Genomic DNA, 25,307 nt, shown 5'->3' with positions numbered 1-25,307 from the left:
CCGACCGGAACGGGACGAAGTTGAGCCAGGTGCGCGTGACCTGGATCTCCAGGGCGACTACTGCTCGGCGGGAACCTCGGAGTCCTCCGTGCCCTCCGGCTCCACCGGCTGCTCGGACTCCTTCGGCTTCTCGGGCAGCTCCGCCGCCAGCGCCGCCGCGGCCTGCACCAGGGGGAGCGCCAGCAGGCCGCCCGCGCCCTCGCCGACGGTCACGCCGTGGGTCAGCAGCGGCTCCAGGGCCATCCGGTCCAGCGCCTTCGCCTGCCCGGGCTCGCCGCTGTCGTGCGCGGCCAGCCACCAGTCCGGTGCCCGGAACGCGATCCGCTGCCCGACCAGCGCGCACGCGGCCGTCACGACCCCGTCGAGCACCACCGGCAGCTTCCGCACGGCGCTCTGCAGCAGGAAGCCCGTCATCGCCGCGAGATCGGCCCCGCCGACCGTCGCCAGCAGCTGCAACTGGTCCCCGAGCACCGGCCGGGCCCGGCGCAGCGCGTCACGGATCGCCGCGCACTTGCGCATCCAGGCCAGATCGTCGATCGCCAGCCCGCCACGCCCGGTGACGACCGACGCGTCGACCCCGCACAGCGCCGCGACCAGCACGCCCGCCGCCGTCGTGCCGCCGACGCTCACATCGCCGAGCACCACCAGATCCGTACCGGAGTCGGCCTCCTCGTCGGCCACCGCGACCCCGGCCAGGAACGCCGCCTCGGCCTCCTCGGCCGTCAGCGCGTCCTCGATGTCGATCCGCCCGCTGCCGCGCCGCACCCGATGCCGTACGAGGTCCTCGGGCAGGGCCTCGGGATCGCAGTCCAGGGCCATGTCGACGATCCGCACCGGCACGCCGAGCCGCCGGGCGAGCACCGAGACGGGCCTGCCGCCCTCCAGCACCTCGCGCACCAACTCCCCGGCACCGCCCGCCGGCCGGGCCGAGACGCCCAGCTCGGCGACGCCGTGGTCACCGGCGAAGAGCACCACCCGCGGGCGTTCGATGGGCCGCACCGGCACCGCGGACTGCGCCGCCGCCAGCCACTCACCCAAGTCGTCGAGCCGGCCCAGCGACCCTGGCGGCACGATCTGCCGCTCCCGGCGCGCCTCGGCGTCGCGGCGGATCCCGCCGTCCGGACGCTCGATCAGATCGGTGAAGTCGTCGAGATTAAGCGAGCTCATTCGCCGAACAGTACCGGCACCGATCGAACAGTAAGGCGCCACATCGCGACTCCGTCACGGCGACGTCGTTGCACCCAAGATCGGCATCCCATACGTTCCCGTTTGCAGCGGATTGTCGTACGTCCGTGCCGTACGCCTCGCGCCCGGGAGCCGCCCATGCCCGAACTTCCCGCCCCCTCCGTTCCTCAGGCGCCCGCGCCGGTCCACGAACCGCGCCGCGAGGACTGCCCCTGGTGCGGCTCCGGCCGGCTGCGCAACCGGCTGCGCACCGGTGACCTGCGGCAGTACAAGCCGGGCAGCTTCACCGTCGACGACTGCCGCGACTGCGGCCACACCTTCCAGAACCCCCGCCTCACGGCCGAGGGCCTCGCCCACTACCACCGGACCGTGCGCGGGGCGCCCATGGACCCCACGGCCGACGCCCTCGTCGCCCTGCGCGCCGGACAACACCGCCACCGGTCGGCCGCCCGGGCGATGCAGCGGTTCGGGGAGCCGGAGAGCTGGCTGGACGTGGGGACGGGCCTCGCGCGCTTCCCGGAGACGGCCCGGGAGTTCTTCCCCTACACCTCCTTCGACGGCCTGGACGTCACCCCGGACGTGGTCCGGGCCGTCTCGGCCGAACGCGTCGAGGAGGCCCACGTCGGCCGGCTGTCGGACCCCCGGATCTCGGGCCCGCTGCGCGCCCGCTACGACGTGGTCAGCATGCTCCACCACCTGGAGGGCGCCCCCGACCCCCGTACCGAACTCCACGCCGCCCTCCACGTCCTGCGCCCCGGCGGCCACCTGCTCGTCGAGACCCTCGACCCCGGCAGCGTCTTCGCCGCGCTCCTCGGCCGCTGGTGGCTCCCCTACGACCAGCCCCGCCACCTCCACCTGCTGCCCCCGCGCAACCTCCGGGCCGAACTGGAGACGACCGGCTGCACGGTCCTCACCCTCGACCACCGCCCCACCCACATCCCCCACGACCTCTCCGGCGCGACGTCCCTGGCCCTCTCCCACGCCCTGCCGGCCCCGGACACCCCCTGGCGCGCCATCCCCCGCCCCCCTTCCGCCGCCACGCCCGCGAGGCCCTCCTCCGAGCGGGCCTCCCACTGGTGGGAGCGGCGGCCCTGGCGGACCACCTACTGGCCCCGCTGGCCCGCCGCACACGCTTGGCGAACACGTACCGAGTCATCGCCCGCAAACCGGCCTAGCGCGCGCCCGAGCTGCGGGCATGCGTGCCGCTAAGGGCGGCACGGGTGGGCGCAGCGGCACCCCGCAACGCCGGGCTGCGCACCCACCCGCCCTCAGCTGCGACGCCCGCACCACTCACCCCCGCAGCACCACAGCCTGCCCCGCCACCACCAACAGCACCTGCTCACACTGCTCCGCGAACCCCGCGTTCAGCCGCCCGAGCTCATCCCGGTACCGCCGCCCCGACGCGGTCGACGGCACGATCCCCGACCCCACCTCGTTCGACACGGCGACAACGGTCCGCCGACTCGACCGCACCGCCTCCGTCAACTCCCGCACCCGCTCCCGCAACGCCTTCTCCCCCCGCTCCGCCCACACCGCGTCGTCCCACGCCCCGGCGGAGTCCATCGCGTCCGTCAGCCACAACGACAGACAGTCGACCAGCACCGGAGGCCCCTCCTCCGCCAGCAACGGCACCAGATCGCAGGTCTCCACCGTCCGCCACGACCCCGGCCGCCGCTCCCGGTGCGCGGCCACCCGCACCGACCACTCGGTGTCCCCGCCCCGCGTCCCGCCCGTCGCCACGTACAGCACGTCGGGAAAGGCCTCCAGCCGGCGCTCGGCCTCCACCGACTTGCCCGACCGGGCCCCGCCCAGCACCAGCGTGCGCCGCGGTACGTCCGGCACGTCCTCATACGCCCCCACCGCCAGCGTCGCCCCGTCCGGCACCGCCCGCGCCCCGGCTGCCGCGAGCCGCCGCCCGAGCTCCGGGCCCGGCGGCACGTCGTGGTCCAGATGGACGGCGACCACATCGGTCGTCGGCCCCACCGCCCCGACCGCCCGCAGCTTCGCCAGCGCGTCCGGCCGCCCCACGACATCCGCGAGGACCATGTCGTACGGCTCCGCCGGTTCCGCCAGCCCCGCCGGCGCCCCGCCCGGCGGCAGATACAGCAGCCGCTGCCCCTCCGGCCCGGTCACCGCGTACCCCGTGCCCGGCGCGTCCATCGCCACCGCCCGCACCCGGTGCCCCGTCAGCAGCGTCAACTCCTGCCCGTCCGGCACCCGTCCGGGCTGCGGCACCCCGGCGGGCACCTCGACCGCGGGCCCGTCATGCGGATGCGACAACAGCACCTGCCGCACGCCGGTCAGCGAACGCCCCGCCCGAGCCGCCGCGAACGCCGCTCCGGGCGTCAGATCGAGCAACAGCGCCCCGTCCAGGAGCGACGCGGTAGCCGCCCGCGCATCCGGCCCGAGAGCGGCCGCGCAAGCCGCACAGGGACAGTCGGGGCGGGGAAGCCCCGCGGGAGCGCCGGTACCGAGCAGAGTAAGTTCCACGCCCCGATTCTCACCCGTGACCATGGGGCATGCGTGACGGAGACGCCCTCAAGGGGCGCGGGGCTGTTTCGATATGCGGCACCGCCGCGCGGGCGCGACCAGCCCACCCCGACCCGCACACGCCCGAAACGCTTAGGCTCGACACAGGAGCCGGACCAAGATCCGGCTCCTGCTGTGCAGTGTGCTCACACATGGGAGGCGTACATGGCGGCATGGACGTGGCGGTTCGAGAAGACCGACGGGACTGAGGTCGAGCCCGCGGTGCCGCCGGAGGACTTCCCCACCCAGGGGGACGCCGAGTCCTGGATCGGCGAGCACTGGAAGGCCTTGCAGGAAGGCGGCACCGACCAGGTGCGTCTGTTCGAGGACGTCACAGAGATCTACGGCCCGATGAGTCTGCACGCGGCCGAGGCGTGAGCCCGGGCGGGGGCCGACGGCCCCCGCCCACCCCCTCTTCCGTGGCCCGGGGGCGTCAGCCCCGCACACCGCACAGGTGCAGCAGCGCCGCCACCCCGCGGTACGGATCCGTCCGCCCGGCCTTCTCCTCCACTGCGAGCAGCGTCTGGACGTCGCCCGGGACCTCCGTGCCGTCCGCCGCCGAGTCGGTGAACACGCTCACCCCGTACCAGGCGTGCAGCGGCGCCCCGATTCCCGCGAGCGTCGACGTCAGGTCCTTCAGCCGGTCGGCCCGTACGTCGAGTCCCAGCCGGATGGGGGTCTCCCCGTTCGAGTCTGTTCGAGGATGAGGGAGGCCGGCGGTCGTGTCGAAGGCGGTCAGCGCTTCCGCCCAGGCGCCGGACAGTCCTGGCCGCAGTGCGAGCGCGTCCCCGTTGCGCACGAGCAGCGACAGCAGTCCGCCGTGCGCGAGCATCCGGGCGAGACCCGCCAGCAGCGGGTCGGGCTCCTCGACGTACATGAGCACGCCATGGCACAGGACCACGTCGAAAGCGCCCGGCAGGAAGTGCACACCGGTGTCGCGGCCGTCGCCCTCGATGATCCGCATCCGCTTCCGGATGCCCTCGGGTTCCCCGCGAGGGCATCCCGGGCCGCGGCGACCATCTTCGGGTCCTGCTCCAGACCGGTCACCTGGTGCCCGGCCCGGGCAAGCCGCAGCGCCTGCGTGCCCTGGCCCATACCGACGTCGAGCACCCGCAGCCGCTGCCCGACCGGGAACCGCCCGGATATCTGTTCGTCCAGCTGCCGGGCGACCAGCTCCTGCCGGACCACATCGCGCAGCCCGCCCGGCCCGGTCACCCGGGCATCCGCCGCACTCTCGGGAAACGGCGTCGTGGTCAGGGCCGCTCTCCGCGCTTGACCTGCGGCTTCGGCAGCCGGAGACGACGCATCTGGAGGGAGCGCATCAGGGCGTAGGCGACAGCGCCACGCTTGTTCTCACCGGCGAACCGCTCGGCCAGCTGCTTCTTCAGACGGAAGGCGGAGACAAACGAGTCGAGCACGATCAGCACGATCACCACGAGCCACAGCAGCAGCGCCACGTTCTGCAGCGAGGCCACGCGCACCATGCTCAGCACGAGGATGACCACGGCCATCGGCAGGAAGAACTCCGCGATGTTGAACCGCGAGTCGACGAAGTCGCGCGCGAACCGGCGGACCGGTCCCTTGTCGCGAGCGGGCAGATACCGCTCGTCGCCGCTGGCCAGAGCCTGACGCTGGCGCTCCATCGCGGTACGGCGCTCCGCGCGCTGTCGCTTGGCGGCCTCCTTGCGCGTCGTCGACGTGTTGGCCACGCTGCGGCGCTGCGACTGGGCCGCACTGCGCTTGGGCGTGGGGCGGCCCTTGCGGGCCTCGGGGTGACGGGGCTGACTGGAGTCGGTCTCCGGCGCCTTCACGGCGGCCTGGGCCTTCTCATCCTTCGCACGGCTACGGAACACAAAACCCAAGGATAAGGGCTTCCGGGCATGGACCCCAGTCCCGTGGGGAACGATCCGGCAACACCAGTCGTCTGTATGGGGACAGAGGGGACGATGTGTACGGCTCCGGCGGTTCTCCGGGATGTAGGCCTCCGGTAACCCCGGGGATCACCTACTCCCTACGCCGGAGCGGGACCGTCCACAGTCGTCCTTGGGGATGAGCGCATCCGTCCCCGAACAGTGCGGTAATGGATGCAGGGCCCGTACTGTGGGTTCTGTCGCAGGAGCTGGAGCCGGTTCGGTCAGAAGGGGGCGCGCGAAGCCCATGAGCGGTGTCATGAAGCGTATGGGGATGATCTTCCGCGCGAAGGCGAACAAGGCCCTTGACCGGGCCGAGGACCCGCGCGAAACCCTCGACTACTCGTACCAGAAGCAGCTGGAGCTGCTCCAGAAGGTCCGCCGCGGCGTCGCCGACGTGGCGACCTCCCGCAAGCGCCTGGAGCTGCAGCTCGCCCAGCTGAACAAGCAGTCCTCCACGCTGGAGGACCAGGGTCGCAAGGCGCTCGCGCTGGGCCGTGAGGACCTGGCCCGTGAGGCGCTGTCCCGCCGTGCCGCCCTCCAGCAGCAGGTGACCGACCTGGAGACCCAGCACTCGACGCTGCAGGGCGAGGAGGAGAAGCTCACCCTCGCGGCCCAGCGGCTCCAGGCCAAGGTCGACGCCTTCCGTACGAAGAAGGAGACGATCAAGGCGACGTACACGGCGGCCCAGGCGCAGACCCGGATCGGCGAGGCCTTCTCCGGCATCTCGGAGGAGATGGGCGACGTCGGCCTGGCTATCCAGCGTGCCGAGGACAAGACAGCCCAGCTCCAGGCCCGCGCCGGCGCGATCGACGAGCTGCTCGCCTCCGGGGCGCTGGACGACCCCACCGGCATGCACAAGGACGACATCCAGGCCGAGCTGGACCGGCTCTCCGGTGGTACGGATGTAGAGCTGGAACTGCAGCGGATGAAGCAGGAGCTGGCAGGGGGCCCGGCCGCCGGGCAACAGGCCATCGAAGGTGGCACGAACCAGCAGCAGTCGCAGCAGCAGCCGCAGGACACCCCGCGCTTCGACAAGCAGTAGGGGCCCACGCCTAGGAGGGCGACATGATCGTACGGATCATGGGGGAGGGCCAGGTGAGGCTGGCCGACGGCCACCTCACCGAACTGAACAAGCTGGACGACGAACTCCTGGCCGAAATGGAGAACGGCGACGGCCCCGCCTTCCGCCGCACCCTCCAGGCCCTGCTGACCAGGGTCCGCGACCTCGGCGACCCCCTCCCGGACGACTCCCTGGAACCGTCCGAACTGATCCTCCCGTCCCCGGACGCGACCCTGGAAGAGGTCAGGGACTTCCTGAGCGACGACGGATTGATTCCGGGCTGAGCCGGCCCGGACGCCGAGCACCTCACACCCGACCCCCATACCCCCGCACACCCCGCCCGGCTACCGTAAACAGCCGTGAGCACACTCGCGCGGGCTAAAGTCCAGGCCAAGGCGCACCCCCTGGCCGTGGACGCGGTCCTGGCCGCCGCCGTCCTGGCCTGCATGGTCGCCGGCTCCTTCGTGGAGCCCCGGCACCGCGACACCGTCAACTGGGTCCTGCGCACCCCCGACCCCCTCAGCCTCGTCCTCATGGTCCTCGGCGCCGCCGCGCTGGTCTTCCGCCGCCGCGCCCCCATGACGGTCCTGGCCCTCACCGGCACGTTCTCCGTTATCGAGTCCGTCACCGGCGACCCCCGCGCCCCCGTCGCCATGTCCGCCGTCATCGCCCTGTACACCGTCGCCTCCACCACCGACCGCCCCACCACCTGGCGGATCGGACTGCTCACCACGACCGTGCTGACCGGCGCCGCCATGGCCGCCGGCCCCCTGCCCTGGTACGCCCAGGAGAACCTCGGCATCATGGCCTGGGCCGGCATCGGTGCCACCGCGGGTGACGCCGTCCGCAGCCGCCGCGCCTTCATCCAGGCCATCCGGGAACGCGCGGAGCGCGCCGAACGCACCCGCGAGGAGGAGGCCCGCCGCCGGGTCGCCGAGGAACGCCTGCGCATCGCCCGCGACCTGCACGACGTCGTCGCTCACCACATCGCCCTGGTCAACGTCCAGGCCGGCGTCGCCGCCCACGTCATGGACAAACGCCCCGACCAGGCCAAGGAGGCCCTCGCCCACGTCCGGGAGGCCAGCCGCTCCGCCCTCAACGAGCTCCGGGCCACCGTCGGGCTGCTCAGACAGTCCGGCGACCCGGAGGCCCCCACCGAACCCGCCCCCGGCCTGGACCGCCTCGACGAACTCGCCGGCACCTTCCGCAACGCCGGACAGCGCATCGAGGTCGCCCGAACCGACCAGGGCACCGCCCTGCCCGCGGCCGTCGACCTGGCCGCCTACCGGATCATCCAGGAGGCCCTCACGAACGTGCGGAAGCACGCCGGGCCGCAGGCCAAGGCCGAGGTCAGCGTCGTACGGGTCGGAGCGAACATCGAGATCACCGTGCTCGACGACGGCACCGGCGAGAATCAGGCCCCGGCCGACGGCGGCGGGCACGGACTGCTCGGCATGCGCGAGCGCGTCACCGCCCTGCGCGGCACCCTCACCACCGGTCCCCGCTACGGCGGCGGCTTCCGCGTCCATGCGATCCTGCCCGTCAAGAACCGCACACCGACCGGGGAGGACCCCGCATGACCATCCGTGTCCTGCTCGCCGACGACCAGGCACTGCTGCGCAGCGCCTTCCGTGTGCTCGTCGACTCCGAGCCCGACATGGAGGTGGTGGGGGAGGCGTCCGACGGCGCGGAAGCGGTGCGGATGACCAGGGAGCAGCACGCCGACGTCGTCCTCATGGACATCCGGATGCCCGGCACCGACGGTCTCGCCGCGACCCGCATGATCAGCGCCGACCCCGAACTCGCCGACGTCCGCGTGGTCATCCTGACGACGTTCGAGGTCGACGACTACGTCGTGCAGTCGCTGCGCGCCGGCGCCTCCGGCTTCCTCGGCAAGGGCTCCGAGCCCGAGGAACTGCTGACCGCCATCCGGACCGCCGCCGGCGGCCAGGCCCTGCTGTCCCCGGCGGCCACCACGGGCCTCATCGCCCGCTTCCTCGCCCAGGACCCCACCGACGACGGCGAGCGCGACCCGGCCCGCGCCGAGCGGCTCGACTCGCTCACCGGGCGGGAGCGCGAAGTGCTCGTCCAGGTCGCCGGCGGGCACTCCAACGACGAGATCGCCGAGCGTCTCGAGGTCAGCCCGCTGACGGTGAAGACGCACGTCAACCGGGCCATGGCCAAGCTGGGCGCCCGGGACCGGGCCCAGCTCGTGGTCACCGCGTACGAGTCCGGCCTGGTCCGTCCAAGGGTGGAGTGAGCTCGACCCGGGTGTACTGCGCCCGGAGTATGCGCGGCATAAGGAAATGGACCTGGGGCCTACGAAACCCCGGTCCCCCATGGCTCAGGGTGTAGGGGCGGGTGCTCATCTGCGCGCTCGCTGCCGCTTCTGCCGCTAACAGAAGAGAGACCCTCACCCATGTCCTGGCTGTCGAAATTCAGCCTCGCGCAACGGGCCCTGATCGGGCTGATGTCGATCATCGCGCTCGTCTTCGGGGCGATCGCGATACCCCAGCTCAAGCAGCAGCTGCTGCCCACCATCGAACTGCCCATGGTGTCCGTGCTGGCGCCGTACCAGGGCGCGTCACCGGACGTGGTCGAGAAGCAGGTCGTCGAACCCATCGAGGACAACCTCGAAGCCGTCGACGGCATCAGCGGCGTCACTTCCACCGCCAGCGAGGGCAACGCCGTGATCATGGCGTCCTTCGACTACGGCAACGACACCAAGCAGCTCGTCGCCGACGTCCAGCAGGCCGTCAACCGGGCCCGCGTCCAGCTCCCGGACGACGTCGACCCGCAGATCGTCGCAGGGTCCACGGACGACATGCCGACCGTCGTCCTCGCCGTCAGCTCCCAGCGGGACCAGCAGGCCCTGGCCGACCAGCTCGACAAGACCGTCGTGCCGGACCTCAAGAGCATCGACGGCGTCGGCCAGGTCACCGTCGACGGTGTGCGGGACCTCCAGGTCGCCGTCACCCCCGACAACGCGAAGCTCGCGAAGGCGGGCCTCACCCCGCAGTCCCTCATGGAGGCGCTCCAGGCGGGCGGCGCGACCGTCCCGGCCGGCTCCTTCGACGAGGACGGCGCCAACCGTACGGTCCAGGTCGGCGGCGGCTTCACCTCGCTGAAGCAGATCCAGGACCTGATGGTCACGGGCGAGCCCGGCAAGGGCAAGCCGGTGCGCCTCGGCGATGTCGCCACGGTGAAGCAGCAGGAGGCCCCGGCCGACTCCCTCACCCGCACCGACGGCAAGCCCAGCCTCTCCGTCGCCGTCACCATGGACCGCGACGGCAGCGCGGTCGCCATCTCCGAGGCCGTCCAGGACAAGCTCCCGGACCTCCGCAAGGACCTCGGCTCGGGCGCCGACCTCACGGTCGTCAGCGACCAGGGACCGGCGGTCTCGAAGTCCATCAAGGGCCTGACCACCGAGGGCGCGCTCGGCCTGCTCTTCGCGGTCCTGGTGATCCTGGTCTTTCTGGCCTCGATCCGCTCGACCCTCGTCACGGCGGTGTCCATCCCGCTGTCGGTCGTCCTCGCCCTGATCGTGCTCTGGACCCGCGACCTGTCGCTGAACGTCCTCACGCTCGGCGCCCTGACCATCGCCATCGGCCGGGTCGTCGACGACTCGATCGTGGTCCTGGAGAACATCAAACGGCACCTCGGCTACGGCGAGGAGCGCCACTTCGCGATCCTCCAGGCCGTCCGTGAGGTCGCGGGCGCGGTGACGTCCTCGACGCTCACCACAGTCGCGGTGTTCCTGCCGATCGGCCTGGTCGGCGGCATGGTGGGCGAGCTGTTCGGCTCGTTCAGCCTCACGGTGACCGCCGCCCTGCTGGCGTCCCTTCTCGTCTCCCTGACGGTCGTCCCGGTCCTGTCGTACTGGTTCCTGCGTCCCCCGAAGGGCACCCCCGAGGACGCGGACGAGGCACGCCGACTCGCGGAGGAGAAGGAGGCCAAGAGCCGCCTCCAGCGCATCTACGTCCCGGTCCTGCGCTTCGCGACCCGCCGCCGCCTCACCAGCGTGGCCCTCGCGATCGTCGTCCTGATCGGCACGTTCGGCATGGCGCCCCTGCTGAAGACGAACTTCTTCGACCAGGGCGAGCAGGAAGTCCTCAACGTCAAGCAGGAGCTGAAGCCCGGCACCAGCCTGGCGGCGACCGACGCCCAGGCCAAGAAGGTCGAGCAGCTGCTCGCCGACACCAAGGGCGTCAAGGACTACCAGGTCACCATCGGTTCGTCCGGCTTCATGGCCGCCTTCGGCGGCGGCACGGACTCCAACCAGGCCTCGTACCAGGTGATGCTGGACGACTCCGTGCCGTTCGAGGACGTCCAGGACGACATCGAGAAGGGTCTGGCCGGCCTCAAGGGCATCGGCACGACCACCATCGCCGCCGGTGACGGCTTCGGCGCCCAGGACCTGAGCGTCGTGGTGAAGGCCGCCGACGCCGATGTCCTGCGTACGGCGTCCGAGGAGGTCCGCAAGACGGTCGCCGAGCTCGACGACGTCACGGACGTCACCAGCGACCTCGCGCAGAGCGTGCCGCGCATCTCGGTGAAGGCCAACGACAAGGCGGCCGCGGCCGGCTTCAACGACCAGACCCTGGGCGCCGCCGTCGCGCAGGCGATCCGCGGCACCAACGCGGCCAAGGCGACCCTGGACGACAGCGAGCGCGACGTCGTCATCCGCTCGGCCGAGCCCGCGAAGACGCTGAAGCAGCTCCAGGACCTGCGCCTGGGCGCGGTGAAGCTCGGCGACATCGCGACGGTGAAGCAGATCGACGGCCCGGTCTCCATGACCCGGATCGACGGCCAGCGCGCGGCCACCATCTCCGCGAAGCCGACCGGCGACAACACGGGCGCGGTGAGCACGAAGCTCCAGTCCGAGATCAGTGCGCTGAAGCTCCCGGACGGCGCCACGGCGTCGATCGGCGGTGTCTCCGAGGACCAGGACGAGGCGTTCCTCAACCTGGGCCTGGCGATGCTGGCGGCCATCGCGATCGTCTTCATGCTGCTGGTCGGCACCTTCAAGTCCCTGGTCCAGCCGCTGATCCTGCTCGTCTCCATCCCGTTCGCGGCCACGGGCGCGATCGGCCTGCTGATCGCCACCGGCACGCCGATGGGCGTCCCCGCGATGATCGGCATGCTGATGCTGATCGGCATCGTGGTGACGAACGCGATCGTGCTGATCGACCTGATCAACCAGTACCGCAAGCAGGGCTACGGCGTCGTCGAGGCTGTCATCGAGGGCGGCCGCCACCGACTGCGCCCGATCCTCATGACCGCCCTGGCGACGATCTTCGCCCTGCTCCCGATGGCCCTCGGCATCACCGGCGAAGGCGGCTTCATCGCCCAGCCGCTGGCCGTGGTCGTGATCGGCGGCCTGGTCACGTCGACCCTGCTCACCCTCCTCCTGGTCCCGACGCTGTACGCGATGTTCGAACTCCGCAAGGAGCGCCGGGCGAAGAAGCGGGCGGCGAAGAAGGGCCTCCCGGCCCCGCGCACGGAGACGGCGGAGGAGCCGGAGCCGGCGCAGGTCTGACCCTTGCACGACACGTGAGGCCCCACCCGGACACCGGGTGGGGCCTTGCCCGTGCGGACTGCGGCAGGACCGTTACGGCAGCGCCAGCATCCGCTCCAGCGCCAGCTTCGCGAACGCCTCCGTCTCCTTGTCCACCTCGATGCGGTTGACGAGGTTGCCCTCGGCCAGGGACTCCAGGGCCCAGACCAGGTGGGGGAGGTCGATGCGGTTCATCGTCGAGCAGAAGCAGACCGTCTTGTCGAGGAAGACGATCTCCTTGTCCTCCGGTGCGAAACGGTTCGCCAGGCGGCGGACCAGGTTCAGTTCCGTGCCGATGGCCCACTTGGAGCCGGCCGGGGCGGCCTCGAGGGCCTTGATGATGTACTCCGTCGAGCCGACGTAGTCCGCCGCGGCCACGACCTCGTGCCGGCACTCGGGGTGGACCAGGACGTTCACGCCCGGGATGCGCTCGCGCACGTCGTTCACCGAGTCGAGGCTGAAGCGGCCGTGCACCGAGCAGTGGCCGCGCCACAGGATCATCTTGGCGGCGCGCAGTTCCTCGGTCGTGAGGCCGCCGTTCGGCTTGTGCGGGTTGTAGAGGACGCAGTCCTCCAGGGACATGCCCATGTCCCGCACGGCGGTGTTGCGGCCGAGGTGCTGGTCCGGCAGGAAGAGGACCTTCTCGCCCTGCTCGAAGGCCCAGTCCAGGGCCCGTTTCGCGTTCGAGGAGGTGCAGATCGTGCCGCCGTGCTTGCCTGTGAACGCCTTGATGTCGGCGGACGAGTTCATGTACGAGACGGGCACGACCTGCTCGGCTATCCCGGCCTCGGTCAGCACGTCCCAGCACTCGGCTACCTGCTCGGCCGTCGCCATGTCGGCCATCGAGCAGCCGGCGGCGAGGTCGGGCAGGACGACCTTCTGGTCGTCGGACGTCAGGATGTCCGCCGACTCCGCCATGAAGTGCACACCGCAGAACACGATGTACTCGGCCTCCGGGCGGGCGGCCGCGTCGCGGGCCAGTTTGAACGAGTCACCGGTCACGTCGGCGAACTGGATGACCTCGTCGCGCTGGTAGTGGTGGCCGAGAACGAAGACCTTGTCCCCGAGCTTCTCCTTCGCCTTGCGGGCGCGCTCCACCAGGTCCGGGTCGGACGGCGAGGGCAGGTCGCCGGGGCACTCCACGCCGCGCTCGCTCCTGGGGTCGGCCTCACGGCCGAGGAGCAGCAGGGCGAGGGGCGTCGGCTGTACGTCGAGCTCCTGGGGCTGGGCGGTGGTCACGACACGCACCCTTTCTGTTCCGCGACTTTTCGTCGATTTGACGCTATCTATCATAACCGCTTCACGTCACTTTGACGATGGCCATAGCGTCTGTGTGACGTGAATCCCGGTGAGTCGCCGTTCATTCCCGGGAACACCGGGAAAGAGCCGTTTTCCGGTTCCCGGCGTGTGTGCGAGCATGAAACGGAGCCGTAAATCGAGCGCCCGGCCCGGAATGAATCCGCGGCCCCGCCGGTTGCCACTGTCGGCAAGCAGTCTCCGTACAACCCGGGAGAGATGTAGATGTCCGTATCGGACGAGACCACCACCGTCAGCGACGGCATCATCCTGACCGACGCCGCCGCGGACAAGGTCAAGACCCTGCTCGACCAGGAAGGCCGCGAGGACCTCGCGCTGCGCGTCGCCGTCCAGCCCGGCGGCTGCTCCGGCCTGCGCTACCAGCTCTTCTTCGACGAGCGTTCCCTCGACGGCGACGTCGAGAAGGACTTCGGCGGTGTGAAGGTCGTCACCGACCGCATGAGCGCCCCGTACCTGGGCGGTGCCACGATCGACTTCGTGGACACGATCGAGAAGCAGGGCTTCACGATCGACAACCCGAACGCGACCGGCTCCTGCGCCTGCGGCGACTCCTTCAGCTGAGCCAGCCGGGCCGCCACGGGCGGCCGCGGACATGACGAAGGCGGCGGCCCCCTCCGAGGGGGCCGCCGCCTTCGCGTTCGCTACCTGCCTGGATCGGTCCTAGCGCTCCCGCGTCGGGGGAGCCGGCAGCCGCGCGCCCTCCTTGGCCAGCGGGACCCCCTTGCCGTCCGAGTCCACGACCGCACGGTCGCCGAGCGGCTCGTCCAGCCGCACGGTCTCCTGGAACTGCTTGGCGATCAGGATGCAGATCTTGTCCGGCCACGCCGTCGAGGTCACCTCGACCGTCACCTCGCCGCCCTTCTCGCTCGCCTTCACGTCGTAGTCGGCGCACACTCCGCCCGTGAAGGTCACGGTCAGCTCTGATCCCTCGGCCCGGTAGCCGTCCACCTCTACGTCGCGAGGCCCGGGCGCCGACGTCGGCTTGTCACTGGGCTCGCTCGGCTGGGCAGAGGTCAGATACTTCGGGTCGACCGCCGGGTACGTCACCGTGAACGAGTCCTTGGCACCTGGCGCCGTGACCTCGAACAGCCAGGACGGCACCAGTGCCTGGCGCCCGTCCACGAAGTGCGAGGCCAGTCCGAACTCCGCGTCCTCGACCGTGACCGAGTCCTGCTGCTCCTGCCCCTGCCCCTGTCCCTGCTCCGGAGAGCCGCTCGCCGGTGATCCGCAGGGCTGCTCCAGCCGGTCCTTCAGCGGCACGGCGCTCGCGCAGCCGCCGATGCCCATGCGGTGGTCGTTCGTCGGCCGCTCCTCCATCAGCTCCAGCGCCTTCTTGGCACTGACCACGGGGTACGTGTCCCCCTTCGCGGGCGCCTTCAGCTGACCGCTGCCGCCGACGACCTCGCCGTCGGAGCCGACCGTGACCCCGGTGTTCCAGCCGTGCGTCGGCAGTCCACCGACCTGGGGAGCGGCGTTCACCACCCGCTGGGCGCCCATGACCTGGCGCGCGTCCAGCTTCGCGTCGTCCTGGCCCAGCGCCTTCAGCACGGGCGCCGCGGCCTTCTCGGCCTCCGCCTCGGTCACCGGGGAGCCGCCGGACTGCGGAGCCGTGCAGGTGTCGGTGCCCTTGCAGTCGTCGGTGCCCGGGGCGTAGCGGTTGAACGTCCAGGCTCCCGGCGCCTGCTTGTTCACCTGGAGGTTCGGTCCCGAACCGTCCTGACCGGTCCCTACCTTCCAGGCCTCGCCCTGAGCCACCGGCGTCCCCTCGACCCCGAGGGCCTTGGCCAGCCGGGCCACGTCCTCCTTGGTGACCTCGCCCCGCGCCCGGTACACCGGGGCCTCGCCGGGGCCGTCCGGCAGCGTGCCGCCGAGCTTGTAGGTGGCGCCGTAGGGGTTGGGCTCACCGGGCGCGATGCCGTTGCCCTCGCCGGAGGTCGATTCCGAGTACCCGTCGAGCGCGAGCGGCGGGGGAGTGTCGTCCCCACCCGGCGCGCCGGACGTCTGGCCACCGCCCGGCCCGTCGGCCACGTTGGTGGCGAGCCAGGCCCCGCCCCCGCCGATCAGCAGCACGGCGGCGGCCACGGAGGCGATGATCGCGGGCGTCCGGGGGCGCCCGGCGCCCGGGTGGACCAGTTCCTCCACGTCCCGAGGCAGGTCACCGTCCGGCCCCTCGCCGGCTGCCGCGCGTGCCGCCCGGTCCGGGGCCGAGCCGGCTTCGTCGACGCCGGTGCTCTCGGTGCCGGCCTCGGGTTCCGGTGCGGCTGCCGCCGACTTCGCCGAGTCGTCGTCCTCCCGGACGTCGGAGGCGTCGGTGGAGTCGGACGCGTCATCGGAGGCGTCAGGGGCCTCAGGGGCCGGGTCGGCCTCGGCCTCAGGGTCCTGCTCCGTCTCGGCGACCTCGGGCGTGTCGGCCTCACCGGCCACGGAGTCCGGAGCCTCGGAACCCCGGCGGGCTTCGCCGCCTCCGCCGGACTCGGCGGCCTCCGCCCCGTCCCGGGCGTCCGCCGAGGTCACGTCCTCGGCGGACGCCGAACCCGCCTCCGTCTCGTCCCGCGCGTCCGCCGAACCCCGTTCACCGTCGGAGACGCCCCCGATGTCCCGGGCAGGGTCAGCGGCGGTTCCGGCGCCGCCCGCTTCCCTGGCGTCGTCGTCGTTGTCGGGTCGCTCGGTGTTCACCGCATCGCTCCTTCGGCTGCACAGCTGTCCCATGGGACCCGGACCGGTCACGATCGGGCAGCTGGTGGGTCGTATCCCGCCTCCCCTTTACGGGGGACAGCGATGGGACGCAGCGGGGGAGCACACGGTTCCCGCAGGGGCCCGTTCAGTCCCCGTAGTCCGACATGGCGTCGAGCAGCCGGGCCGACGCCGGGGGTACGGTCACACCGTGGATCAGGGCCGGGGAGACGGGCCGGGAGGCGATCCGGTCGGGAGCCGTCCAGTGGGGAGCCATCCGCGCCCCGTCACCCGGCAACGACGCCAGATCGCCTTCGAGGTCGACCGGAACGGGTGCCTGGACCTTGAGGTTCGTCATAGCGGCACCGTAGGCACGCTCGAGCTCGTGGAGAAAGATCTACTATCGGGTAGTTTCCTTGCCTTCAGAGCTGCCCCGTCCACCCGATAGCGTGAAGTGTCAAGGCCCGCCTCCCTCAGGAGAATCCACGCCGTGCGCATCGCAGTCACCGGCTCCATCGCCACCGACCACCTCATGACCTTCCCCGGTCGCTTCGCCGACCAGCTCGTAGCGGACCAGCTGCACACGGTCTCGCTGTCGTTCCTGGTCGACAAGCTCGACGTCCGCCGCGGCGGCGTCGCCGCGAACATCGCGTTCGGCATGGGACAGCTCGGCACCCGGCCGGTCCTGGTCGGCGCCGCGGGCGCGGACTTCGACGAGTACCGCGCCTGGCTCGACCGGCACGGCGTCGACACCGACTCCGTCCGTATCTCCGACACACTGCACACCGCCCGCTTCGTGTGCACGACCGACGCCGACCACAACCAGATCGGCTCCTTCTACACGGGCGCCATGAGTGAGGCCCGCCTCATCGAGCTGAAGACCGTCGCCGACCGGGTCGGCGGACTCGACCTGGTCTCCATCGGCGCGGACGACCCGGAGGCGATGCTCCGCCACACCGAGGAGTGCCGCTCCCGGTCCATCCCGTTCGCCGCCGACTTCTCCCAGCAGATCGCCCGGATGGACGGCGAGGAGATCCGCATCCTGCTGGACGGGGCGACGTACCTCTTCTCCAACGAGTACGAGAAGGGCCTCATCGAGACCAAGACCGGCTGGAGCGACGCGGAGATCCTGTCCAGGGTGGGCCACCGGGTGACCACCCTCGGCGCGCGCGGTGTCCGTATCGAGCGGGTCGGCGAGGACCCGATCGAGGTCGGCACGCCGGACGAGGAGCGCAAGGCCGACCCCACGGGCGTCGGCGACGCGTTCCGCGCGGGATTCATGTCGGGCCTCGCGTGGGGTGTCTCCCTGGAGCGGGCGGCGCAGGTCGGCTGCATGCTGGCGACCCTCGTCATCGAGACGGTGGGGACGCAGGAGTACCAGTTGCGCCGCGGGCATTTCATGGAGCGGTTCACCAAGGCGTACGGGGATGAGGCGGCGACGGAGGTTCAGGCGCACCTGGTCTGACCGTTTGCCGCGTGCGGGTGCGTGGGGGCTGGTCGCGCACCCGCGGCGGTAGCCGCATATCGACACAGCCCCGCGCCCCCGAAGCAGGGCGTTCAGCTCACCCGGCGGACCGTGTACGCCGTTCCTCTGTCCGCCGGTTCCTCGCCGACGTACTCCTGACCCCGCATCTCGCACCACGCCGGGATGTCCAAGCGCGCCGCCTCGTCATCCGACAGGACCCGCACCAGGCCGCCCACCGGCACATCACCGATGACCTTGGCCAGCTCGATGACGGGGATCGGGCACCGCTTGCCCAGGGAGTCCACGACAAGGACGTCCGCCTCCCGCACCACTGCCCCGGAGACCGGCGTCCCCAGCTTCTCCCGCACACCCGCCACCACTCGGGGGAGCACCTCCAGGAAGCGCTCCACCTCCTCCTCCGCCACCCCCAGCGGCAGCGAAACCCGCACATTCCCCTCGCTCAGCACGCCCATCGCCCGCAGCACATGGCTCGGCGTCAGCGTGCTGCTCGTGCAGGACGATCCGGACGAGACGGAGAAACCCTCCTGGTCCAGCTCGTGCAGCAGCGCCTCTCCGTCGACGTAGAGACAGGAGAAGGTGACGACCCCGGGCAGCCGGCGTACCGGGTCCCCGGCCACCTCGACGTCGGGCACCAGCCCGGGCACCCGGGCCCGGATCCGCTCCGTCAGCTCCCGCAGCCGCGCGGCCTCCCCGGCCGCTTCCGCCCGTACGGCCCGCAGCGAAGCGGCCGCGGCCACGATCGCGGGAAGGTTCTCAAAACCAGGTGCCCGCCCCGACTCCCGCTCGTCCACCGGCCCTTGCGCCGAGAACCGCACACCCTTCCGTACGACGAGCAGCCCGACCCCCGAGGGCCCGCCCCACTTGTGCGCACTGGCCGTGAGCAACGACCAGTCCCCTTCCACCGGCCCCCAGCCGAGCGACTGCGCGGCATCCACCAGCAACGGCACCCCGGCCTCCCGGCACAGCCAGGCCACCTCCGCGACGGGCTGCTCCGTCCCCACCTCGTGATTGGCCGACTGGAGACAGGCCAGCGCCGTGTCCCCGCGCAGCGCATCGCCGTATGCCGTCGGATCCACCGCCCCGCCCCGGTCGACCGGCACCTGGGTGACGGACCCGCCGCCCGCCTCGTGGGTCTCGGCCGAATGGAGTACAGAAGAATGTTCGACCGCCGACACGATCAGGTGGCGCCCGACCCGCCGCCGCCCGGCCAGCGCCCCCGCAACCCCCGCGTGCACGGCACGCGTTCCGGACGAGGTGAACACCAGCTCGTCCACCCGGCACCCCACCGCCTCGGCGGCGGCCTCCCGAGCGGCGTCCAACAGCATCCGGGCCCGGCGCCCCTCCCTGTACAGACGCGCCGGATCCGCCCACCCCTCATCAAGGGAGGCCAGCAGAGCCTGCCGGGCAACAGAATGAAGCGGAGCAGCGGAAGCAGCATCGAAGTAGGCCACACAGCAACGCTAGAACGTCCAGCACAGGGACGTCCCAAAGGGGCGCGGGGAACTGCGCGAACAACCACAACGAAGGCCGCACCCGCCAATCAAGCGAACACCCCACCCCACTAGGCACCCCTCCTAGAGAACCCCCGGAGGGCGTCGGCTAGGGTTTGGTCCGCATAAACATCCAAACCCCTGCCCGACGCAGGGCGGCGACCGACCAGCGAGAAGGCCAGGCCGCAGCCGATCCGCGCGGGCGAGACTCTCGGGAAGGCGCTACGTGAGTCCCAACGGCTCCGACCTCCCCCGCTGCCTGAAGGGCGCGGGTGGTACCCCCACGTCGCGGCGCCCGATGCGGCGGAAGCTGCTGCAGGCACTGACCGCGGGCCTGGTCTTGGCGACAGCCACCGGTTGCTCGTACAACTGGGAAGACTTCCCCCGCCTTGGTATGCCCACCCCGACCACGGAAGAGGCTCCGCGGATCCTCTCCCTGTGGCAGGGGTCCTGGGCGGCTGCGCTCGCCGTTGGCGTGCTGGTGTGGGGTCTGATCCTGTGGAGTGCTTTCTTCCACCGGCGCAGCCGCACCAAGGTCGAAGTTCCCCCACAGACCCGGTACAACATGCCCATCGAGGCGCTGTACACCGTGGTCCCGCTCATCATCGTCTCGGTGCTGTTCTACTTCACCGCCCGTGACGAGTCCGAGCTGCTCAGCCTCAAGAAGAAGCCCGACGTCACGGTCAACGTGGTCGGCTTCCAGTGGAGCTGGTGCTTCAACTACATCGAGCCCGTCGCGGGTTCCACCGGTGACGCCAAGACCTCCAAGGACCTGGACGCGATCCCGGACCGGTTCAAGGAGGACTTCCCGGCCAACGCCGGCGGCGCCTACGACTGCGGCACCCCTGGTACGCGGAACCCGCAGACCAACAACCCCGGTCCGACGCTCTGGCTGCCCAAGGGCAAGACGGTCCGCTTCGTGCTGACCTCCCGTGACGTCATCCACTCCTTCTGGGTGGTGCCGTTCCTGATGAAGCAGGACGTCATCCCGGGCCACACCAACGCCTTCGAGGTGACCCCCAACAAGGAGGGCACCTTCCTGGGCAAGTGCGCCGAGCTCTGCGGCGTCGACCACTCTCGGATGCTGTTCAACGTGAAGGTCGTCTCCCCCGAGCGCTACGAGCAGCACCTCAAGGACCTCGTGGACAAGCAGCAGAACGGTTACGTTCCTGCCGGCATCGCGCAGACGAGCCACGAGAAGAACCGGGAGACGAACAACCTGTGAGCATCCTCAACGAACCCCAGGGTGCCGCGGCAGCAGGGTCCCACTACCAGGACGAGCTGCCGGTCAGGCGCCAGAACCGCGGCAGTGTCGTGGTCAAGTGGCTGACGACGACGGACCACAAGACGATCGGCACGATGTACCTGATCACATCGTTCGCCTTCTTCGTCATCGGTGGCGTGATGGCGCTGCTCATGCGCGCCGAGCTGGCCCGGCCGGGCCTGCAGATCATGTCGAACGAGCAGTTCAACCAGGCGTTCACGATGCACGGCACGATCATGCTGCTGATGTTCGCGACGCCGCTGTTCGCCGGCTTCGCGAACTGGATCATGCCGCTGCAGATCGGCGCGCCCGACGTGGCGTTCCCGCGGCTGAACATGTTCGCCTACTGGCTGTACCTCTTCGGCTCGCTCATCGCGGTCGGTGGCTTCCTCACCCCGCAGGGCGCGGCCGACTTCGGCTGGTTCGCCTACAGCCCGCTCTCGGACGCCGTCCGCAGCCCGGGCATCGGCGCCGACATGTGGATCATGGGCCTGGCCTTCTCCGGCTTCGGCACCATCCTCGGCTCGGTCAACTTCATCACCACGATCATCTGCATGCGCGCCCCGGGCATGACGATGTTCCGCATGCCGATCTTCGTGTGGAACGTGCTGCTGACCGGTGTGCTGGTCCTGCTCGCCTTCCCGGTCCTCGCGGCCGCGCTGTTCGCCCTGGAGGCGGACCGCAAGTTCGGTGCCCATGTCTTCGACGCTTCCAACGGCGGCGCGTTGCTGTGGCAACACCTCTTCTGGTTCTTCGGCCATCCAGAGGTGTACATCATCGCGTTGCCGTTCTTCGGCATCATCTCCGAGGTCATCCCGGTCTTCTCCCGTAAGCCGATGTTCGGCTACACGGGTCTGATCGGCGCGACCATCGCGATCGCGGGTCTGTCCGTGACGGTGTGGGCGCACCACATGTACGTCACCGGCGGTGTGCTGCTGCCGTTCTTCTCCTTCATGACGTTCCTCATCGCCGTACCAACGGGTGTGAAGTTCTTCAACTGGATCGGCACCATGTGGAAGGGCTCGTTGTCCTTCGAGACACCGATGCTCTGGGCGACCGGCTTCCTGATCACCTTCACCTTCGGTGGTCTGACCGGTGTCATCCTGGCCTCGCCGCCGATGGACTTCCACGTCTCCGACTCGTACTTCGTGGTCGCGCACTTCCACTACGTCGTCTTCGGCACCGTGGTCTTCGCGATGTTCTCCGGCTTCCACTTCTGGTGGCCGAAGTGGACCGGCAAGATGCTGGACGAGCGTCTCGGCAAGATCACCTTCTGGACGCTGTTCATCGGCTTCCACGGCACGTTCCTCGTCCAGCACTGGCTGGGTGCCGAGGGCATGCCGCGCCGTTACGCGGACTATCTCGCGGCCGACGGCTTCACCGCGCTGAACACGATCTCGACGATCAGCTCGTTCCTGCTCGGCATGTCGATCCTGCCGTTCTTCTACAACGTGTGGAAGACGGCCAAGTACGGCAAGCCGGTCGAGGTCGACGACCCGTGGGGCTACGGCCGCTCCCTGGAGTGGGCCACCTCCTGCCCGCCGCCGCGGCACAACTTCATCACCATGCCGCGGATCCGCAGTGAATCCCCGGCGTTCGACCTGCACCACCCGGAGATCGCCGCTCTCGATCAGCTCGAGAACGTGGGCCACGGCGACAAGGCCCTCGCTGGCGGCAAGGAGGCCGGCAAGTGAAGATCCAGGGCAAGATGTTCATGTGGCTGAGCTTCTTCGTCCTCGTCATGGCGGTCGTCTATGGCGTGTGGTCGAAGGAGCCGGCCGGTACCACGGCCCTCTTCCTGACCTTCGGCCTGTGCATCATGATCGGCTTCTACCTCGGCTTCACGGCCAAGCGGGTCGACGTGGGCGCGCAGGACAACAAGGAGGCGGACGTCGCGGACGACGCCGGCGAGGTCGGGTTCTTCAGCCCGCACAGCTGGCAGCCGCTCTCGCTGGCGATCGGAGGCGCCCTCGCCTTCCTGTCGGTCGCCATCGGCTGGTGGCTGATGTACTTCTCGCTGCCGATCATCCTGATCGGCGTCTGGGGCTGGGTCTTCGAGTACTACCGCGGCGAGAACCGCACCCAGTAACACGCGCCGAGCGCTTCAGGGGCCCGGACACTCCGAGAGGAGCGTCCGGGCCCCTTCCTTTGCCGCAACATGTGTCACTCGTACGAGTCTCTCGGCGTGCCGGTGTTGACGGGTCTTCCTAGCGTGAGGCCATGAGCCACACAGCGATAGTCAGGCCCCGCACCGTCGTCAGTTGCACGCTGCTGGTGATAGCCCTCAGCGCGGGCGTCACCACCGCCTGCGGCTCGGACGGCAATCCGCTCTCCCACCGCCCCTACGACGCGGCGGACCAGATCTCCTTCAACGGCCCCTCAGAGGGCCATGAGAAGGCCGACCCGGACAAGCCCCTGGAAGTGGTCGCCGAGGACTCCGACGGGCGCATCACGGACGTCACGGCCCACGATGCCGCCGGACGCTATCTGGCGGGCGAACTCGCCGCCGACGGCAGCCGCTGGCACAGCACCGCTCCGCTCGCCGCCAACGCCGGCTACACGGTCCGGGTGAGCACCGAGGACGAGGACGGGGCGCCCGGCCGCAAGGTTGTCACCTTCGACACCGGCAAGCCCACCACCAAGAAGCGCCTGGACGTCACCTTCGGCCCCAGGACGGGTACCTACGGCGTCGGCCAGCCCGTCACCGCCGAGCTGAGCCGGGCCGTCAAGGACAGGGCCCAGCGGGCCGTCGTCGAACGTGCGCTCAAGGTCACCTCCATACCCGCGGTGGACGGCGCCTGGCACTGGGTGGACGACAAGAAGCTCCACTACCGCCCGAAGGACTACTGGCCCGCACAGGCCACCGTCCAGGTCCGCAGCAACCTGGAGGGCATCAAGATCGGCGACCGCATGTGGGGCGGCGGCAAGGCCAAACCGCTGACCATCACCACCGCCGACAAGCTGATAGCCGTCACGGACGCCTCGGCCCACCAGATGACGGTCTACAAGAACGACGAGATCATCCGCCAGATACCCGTGACCACGGGTATGCCCGGCTACGACACCCGCAACGGCGTCAAGGTCGTCCTGGCCAAGGAAGGCACCGTCCGCATGACCAGCGCCAGCATCGGCGCCTCGGACTTCTACGACCTGATCGTCCACCACTCGGTCCGGGTCACCAACAGCGGCGAGTACGTCCACGCCGCCCCCTGGTCGGTCGGCTCCCAGGGAGCCGCCAACGTCAGCCACGGCTGCACCGGCATGAGCACCGAGAACGCCGCCTGGTTCTACGACACCGTCCGCGAGGGCGACATCGTCAAGGTCATCAACTCCGGCGGCGACACCATGGCCCCCTTCGGCAACGGCTTCGGCGACTGGAACCTCGACTGGCAGAAGTGGCGCACGGGCAGCGCCCTTCTGGGCGGCACCCCGGACGGCCCCTCGGCGGCGGACAGCGCCCGACTGCGCCCGCAGAGCGTCTAGACGCCCTCAGGGCATCGTCCCCCAGGGGCGCGGGGCTGTATCCATATGCGGCTCCGCCGCGGGGGCGCGACAAGCCACAGCCCACCCGCACTCGCCGAACAACCGGGAGTCCCGAGTCCCTAGGCGTTCAAAGCCTTCTTCTCCCGCAGCAAAGAAGCCAGGGCGGCAGCGAACTCCACCGGCTCCACCGGCAGCGTCACAGCCGACTCCGCGCGGCTCCAGGTCGCCAGCCACGCATCCTGCGGCCGCCCGATCAGCAACAGCACCGGCGGGCAGTGGAACACCTCGTCCTTGATCTGCCGGCAGACCCCCATGCCCCCCATCGGCACGGCCTCACCGTCCAGCACACAGACGTCGATCCCACCCCGCTCCAGCTCCCTGAGCACCGCGTCCGGAGTCGCACACTCCAGGAACTCCACCACAGGGACGTCCGGAGCCGGCCGTCGGCCCGTGGCGAGCCGCACCTGCTCGCGGGTGTTGGAGTCGTCGCTGTAGACCAGCACCGTGGCGGTCGGCTGCATTGTTCCTCCGTGACGTCAGCGTCGTAAGGACAGGCCCGATGGGCGGGATGCTACTCCCTTGAACACCACGTCAACACCGGTACGACAAGGGAAGACACTCCGAACGGCACCCCCCGGAGTGAGGGCGGGATAAGCGACCGACATAATGTCGGTCGTGGCGACAGCAACGACAGCAGAAACCGGGCACGCGCACCCGTCGGTCAATCGGCCGAACCTCACCAGCGTCGGAACCATCATCTGGTTGAGTTCCGAGCTGATGTTCTTCGCGGCCCTCTTCGCGATGTACTTCACCCTGCGATCGGTGACGGGTCCCGATCACTGGAAGGAGATGGCCGGCCATCTCAACTTCCCGTTCTCGGCGGCGAACACCACCATCCTGGTGCTCTCCTCGCTCACCTGCCAGCTCGGCGTCTTCGCCGCCGAGCGCGGTGATGTGAAGAAGCTCCGGATGTGGTTCATCGTCACCTTCGTGATGGGTGCGATCTTCATCGGCGGTCAGGTCCTCGAGTACACGGAGCTGGTCAAGGAGGCGGGCCTGTCCCTGTCCTCCGACCCCTACGGCTCGGTCTTCTACCTGACCACCGGCTTCCACGGCCTGCACGTGACGGGCGGTCTCATCGCCTTCCTGCTGGTCCTCGGCCGGACCTACGCGGCCAGCAGGTTCACCCATGAGCAGGCGACCGCCGCGATCGTCGTGTCCTACTACTGGCACTTCGTCGATGTCGTCTGGATCGGCCTCTTCGCCACGATCTACATGATCAAGTAGCAGGGCCCGCATCCACGCGTGCTCCACGAAGCGCGCATCCCAGAAGCATCGACGCAGAAGATC

Annotated in this window: 21 protein-coding genes and 2 pseudogenes; 14 read left to right on the top strand and 9 right to left on the bottom strand. The window is 70.2% G+C overall.

All coding sequences use genetic code 11. From position 1 onward, the window contains the following. Positions 1–57: 57 nt before the first annotated feature. Entirely contained in the window at positions 58–1,167 is a 1,110-nt protein-coding gene (cobT, locus tag ACQEV8_RS12025; RefSeq protein ID WP_432959635.1) for a nicotinate-nucleotide--dimethylbenzimidazole phosphoribosyltransferase, read from the bottom strand. A 156-nt stretch (positions 1,168–1,323) separates the two neighbouring features. On the opposite strand from cobT, the pseudogene ACQEV8_RS12020 reads away from it, so the two are divergent. After that, positions 1,324–2,360: pseudogene (locus tag ACQEV8_RS12020) on the top strand (class I SAM-dependent methyltransferase). 115 nt (positions 2,361–2,475) lie between these two features. Here the strand turns inward: ACQEV8_RS12020 and ACQEV8_RS12015 are convergent. Next, positions 2,476–3,675, bottom strand: a complete 1,200-nt coding sequence (locus ACQEV8_RS12015; RefSeq protein WP_432959634.1) for a bifunctional adenosylcobinamide kinase/adenosylcobinamide-phosphate guanylyltransferase — start codon at positions 3,673–3,675, stop codon at positions 2,476–2,478. A 204-nt stretch (positions 3,676–3,879) separates the two neighbouring features. Here ACQEV8_RS12015 and ACQEV8_RS12010 point away from each other — a divergent pair, with 204 nt between their 5' ends. Next, positions 3,880–4,092: a hypothetical protein gene (locus ACQEV8_RS12010; protein ID WP_432959632.1), complete on the top strand. Its 213-nt coding sequence runs from the start codon at positions 3,880–3,882 to the stop codon at positions 4,090–4,092. Positions 4,093–4,147: 55 nt separating this feature from the next. On the opposite strand, the pseudogene ACQEV8_RS12005 reads toward ACQEV8_RS12010, so the two are convergent. Further along, positions 4,148–4,887 (bottom strand): annotated as a pseudogene (locus tag ACQEV8_RS12005) (class I SAM-dependent methyltransferase). Positions 4,888–4,967: 80 nt separating this feature from the next. Next, on the bottom strand, positions 4,968–5,567 hold the full coding sequence (locus ACQEV8_RS12000) for a DUF3043 domain-containing protein (RefSeq protein WP_432959631.1): 600 nt from the start codon (positions 5,565–5,567) through the stop codon (positions 4,968–4,970). 331 nt (positions 5,568–5,898) lie between these two features. Between ACQEV8_RS12000 and ACQEV8_RS11995 the strand changes: the two genes are divergently transcribed. From ACQEV8_RS11995 to ACQEV8_RS11975, 5 genes are all read left to right on the top strand, one after another. Next, positions 5,899–6,669, top strand: a complete 771-nt coding sequence (locus tag ACQEV8_RS11995) for a PspA/IM30 family protein (protein WP_432972624.1) — start codon at positions 5,899–5,901, stop codon at positions 6,667–6,669. 23 nt (positions 6,670–6,692) lie between these two features. Further along, positions 6,693–6,971 carry a PspA-associated protein PspAA gene (gene pspAA / locus ACQEV8_RS11990; RefSeq protein ID WP_215121952.1) on the top strand — a complete coding sequence of 93 codons (279 nt, stop codon included), beginning with the start codon at positions 6,693–6,695 and terminating at the stop codon, positions 6,969–6,971. 75 nt (positions 6,972–7,046) lie between these two features. Then, positions 7,047–8,267 (top strand): sensor histidine kinase, encoded by a 1,221-nt coding sequence (locus ACQEV8_RS11985; protein WP_432959629.1) that lies wholly within the window; start codon positions 7,047–7,049, stop codon positions 8,265–8,267. Further along, positions 8,264–8,947 carry a response regulator gene (locus tag ACQEV8_RS11980; RefSeq protein ID WP_432959627.1) on the top strand — a complete coding sequence of 228 codons (684 nt, stop codon included), beginning with the start codon at positions 8,264–8,266 and terminating at the stop codon, positions 8,945–8,947. Before ACQEV8_RS11985 ends, ACQEV8_RS11980 begins: the two co-directional genes overlap by 4 nt. A gap of 159 nt (positions 8,948–9,106) precedes the next feature. After that, positions 9,107–12,226: an efflux RND transporter permease subunit gene (locus ACQEV8_RS11975; protein ID WP_432959625.1), complete on the top strand. Its 3,120-nt coding sequence runs from the start codon at positions 9,107–9,109 to the stop codon at positions 12,224–12,226. 72 nt (positions 12,227–12,298) lie between these two features. Here ACQEV8_RS11975 and nadA read toward each other — a convergent pair whose 3' ends face one another. Then, positions 12,299–13,483, bottom strand: coding sequence for a quinolinate synthase NadA (nadA, locus tag ACQEV8_RS11970; RefSeq protein WP_432959624.1), 1,185 nt, complete (start codon positions 13,481–13,483; stop codon positions 12,299–12,301). A 282-nt stretch (positions 13,484–13,765) separates the two neighbouring features. Here nadA and ACQEV8_RS11965 point away from each other — a divergent pair, with 282 nt between their 5' ends. Continuing rightward, complete coding sequence (locus ACQEV8_RS11965; protein WP_189724605.1) at positions 13,766–14,122, top strand: HesB/IscA family protein; 357 nt, start codon at positions 13,766–13,768, stop codon at positions 14,120–14,122. A 99-nt stretch (positions 14,123–14,221) separates the two neighbouring features. On the opposite strand, the gene ACQEV8_RS11960 is transcribed toward ACQEV8_RS11965, so the two are convergent. Then, a complete protein-coding gene (locus tag ACQEV8_RS11960; protein WP_432959622.1) occupies positions 14,222–16,237 on the bottom strand; it encodes a hypothetical protein in 2,016 nt (671 codons plus the stop codon). Between the two features lie 145 nt (positions 16,238–16,382). Beyond that, positions 16,383–16,592, bottom strand: a complete 210-nt coding sequence (locus ACQEV8_RS11955) for a hypothetical protein (RefSeq protein WP_432959621.1) — start codon at positions 16,590–16,592, stop codon at positions 16,383–16,385. 132 nt (positions 16,593–16,724) lie between these two features. On the opposite strand from ACQEV8_RS11955, the gene ACQEV8_RS11950 reads away from it, so the two are divergent. Next, entirely contained in the window at positions 16,725–17,699 is a 975-nt protein-coding gene (locus tag ACQEV8_RS11950) for a carbohydrate kinase family protein (RefSeq protein ID WP_432959620.1), read from the top strand. Between the two features lie 92 nt (positions 17,700–17,791). Here the strand turns inward: ACQEV8_RS11950 and ACQEV8_RS11945 are convergent, their stop codons facing one another. Continuing rightward, entirely contained in the window at positions 17,792–19,171 is a 1,380-nt protein-coding gene (locus ACQEV8_RS11945; RefSeq protein WP_432959619.1) for a cysteine desulfurase/sulfurtransferase TusA family protein, read from the bottom strand. Between the two features lie 265 nt (positions 19,172–19,436). Between ACQEV8_RS11945 and ctaC the strand changes: the two genes are divergently transcribed. From ctaC to ACQEV8_RS11925, 4 genes are all read left to right on the top strand, one after another. Further along, positions 19,437–20,435 (top strand): aa3-type cytochrome oxidase subunit II, encoded by a 999-nt coding sequence (ctaC, locus tag ACQEV8_RS11940; RefSeq protein WP_432959618.1) that lies wholly within the window; start codon positions 19,437–19,439, stop codon positions 20,433–20,435. After that, positions 20,432–22,168: an aa3-type cytochrome oxidase subunit I gene (gene ctaD / locus ACQEV8_RS11935; RefSeq protein ID WP_432959616.1), complete on the top strand. Its 1,737-nt coding sequence runs from the start codon at positions 20,432–20,434 to the stop codon at positions 22,166–22,168. Before ctaC ends, ctaD begins: the two co-directional genes overlap by 4 nt. Further along, complete coding sequence (locus ACQEV8_RS11930; protein WP_432959614.1) at positions 22,165–22,563, top strand: cytochrome c oxidase subunit 4; 399 nt, start codon at positions 22,165–22,167, stop codon at positions 22,561–22,563. The genes ctaD and ACQEV8_RS11930 overlap by 4 nt, the downstream gene beginning before the upstream one ends. A 131-nt stretch (positions 22,564–22,694) precedes the next feature. Next, positions 22,695–23,957, top strand: a complete 1,263-nt coding sequence (locus ACQEV8_RS11925; protein ID WP_432959612.1) for an Ig-like domain-containing protein — start codon at positions 22,695–22,697, stop codon at positions 23,955–23,957. Between the two features lie 119 nt (positions 23,958–24,076). Here ACQEV8_RS11925 and ACQEV8_RS11920 read toward each other — a convergent pair whose 3' ends face one another. After that, on the bottom strand, positions 24,077–24,478 hold the full coding sequence (locus tag ACQEV8_RS11920) for a hypothetical protein (protein WP_432959610.1): 402 nt from the start codon (positions 24,476–24,478) through the stop codon (positions 24,077–24,079). A 145-nt stretch (positions 24,479–24,623) separates the two neighbouring features. On the opposite strand from ACQEV8_RS11920, the gene ctaE reads away from it, so the two are divergent. Further along, positions 24,624–25,244 carry an aa3-type cytochrome oxidase subunit III gene (gene ctaE / locus ACQEV8_RS11915; protein WP_328338040.1) on the top strand — a complete coding sequence of 207 codons (621 nt, stop codon included), beginning with the start codon at positions 24,624–24,626 and terminating at the stop codon, positions 25,242–25,244. Positions 25,245–25,307 lie beyond the last annotated feature (63 nt).

Source organism: Streptomyces sp. CA-179760, assembly GCF_050937045.1.
Classification (GTDB): domain Bacteria; phylum Actinomycetota; class Actinomycetes; order Streptomycetales; family Streptomycetaceae; genus Streptomyces.
This window is presented reverse-complemented; position numbering and strand designations above follow the sequence as displayed.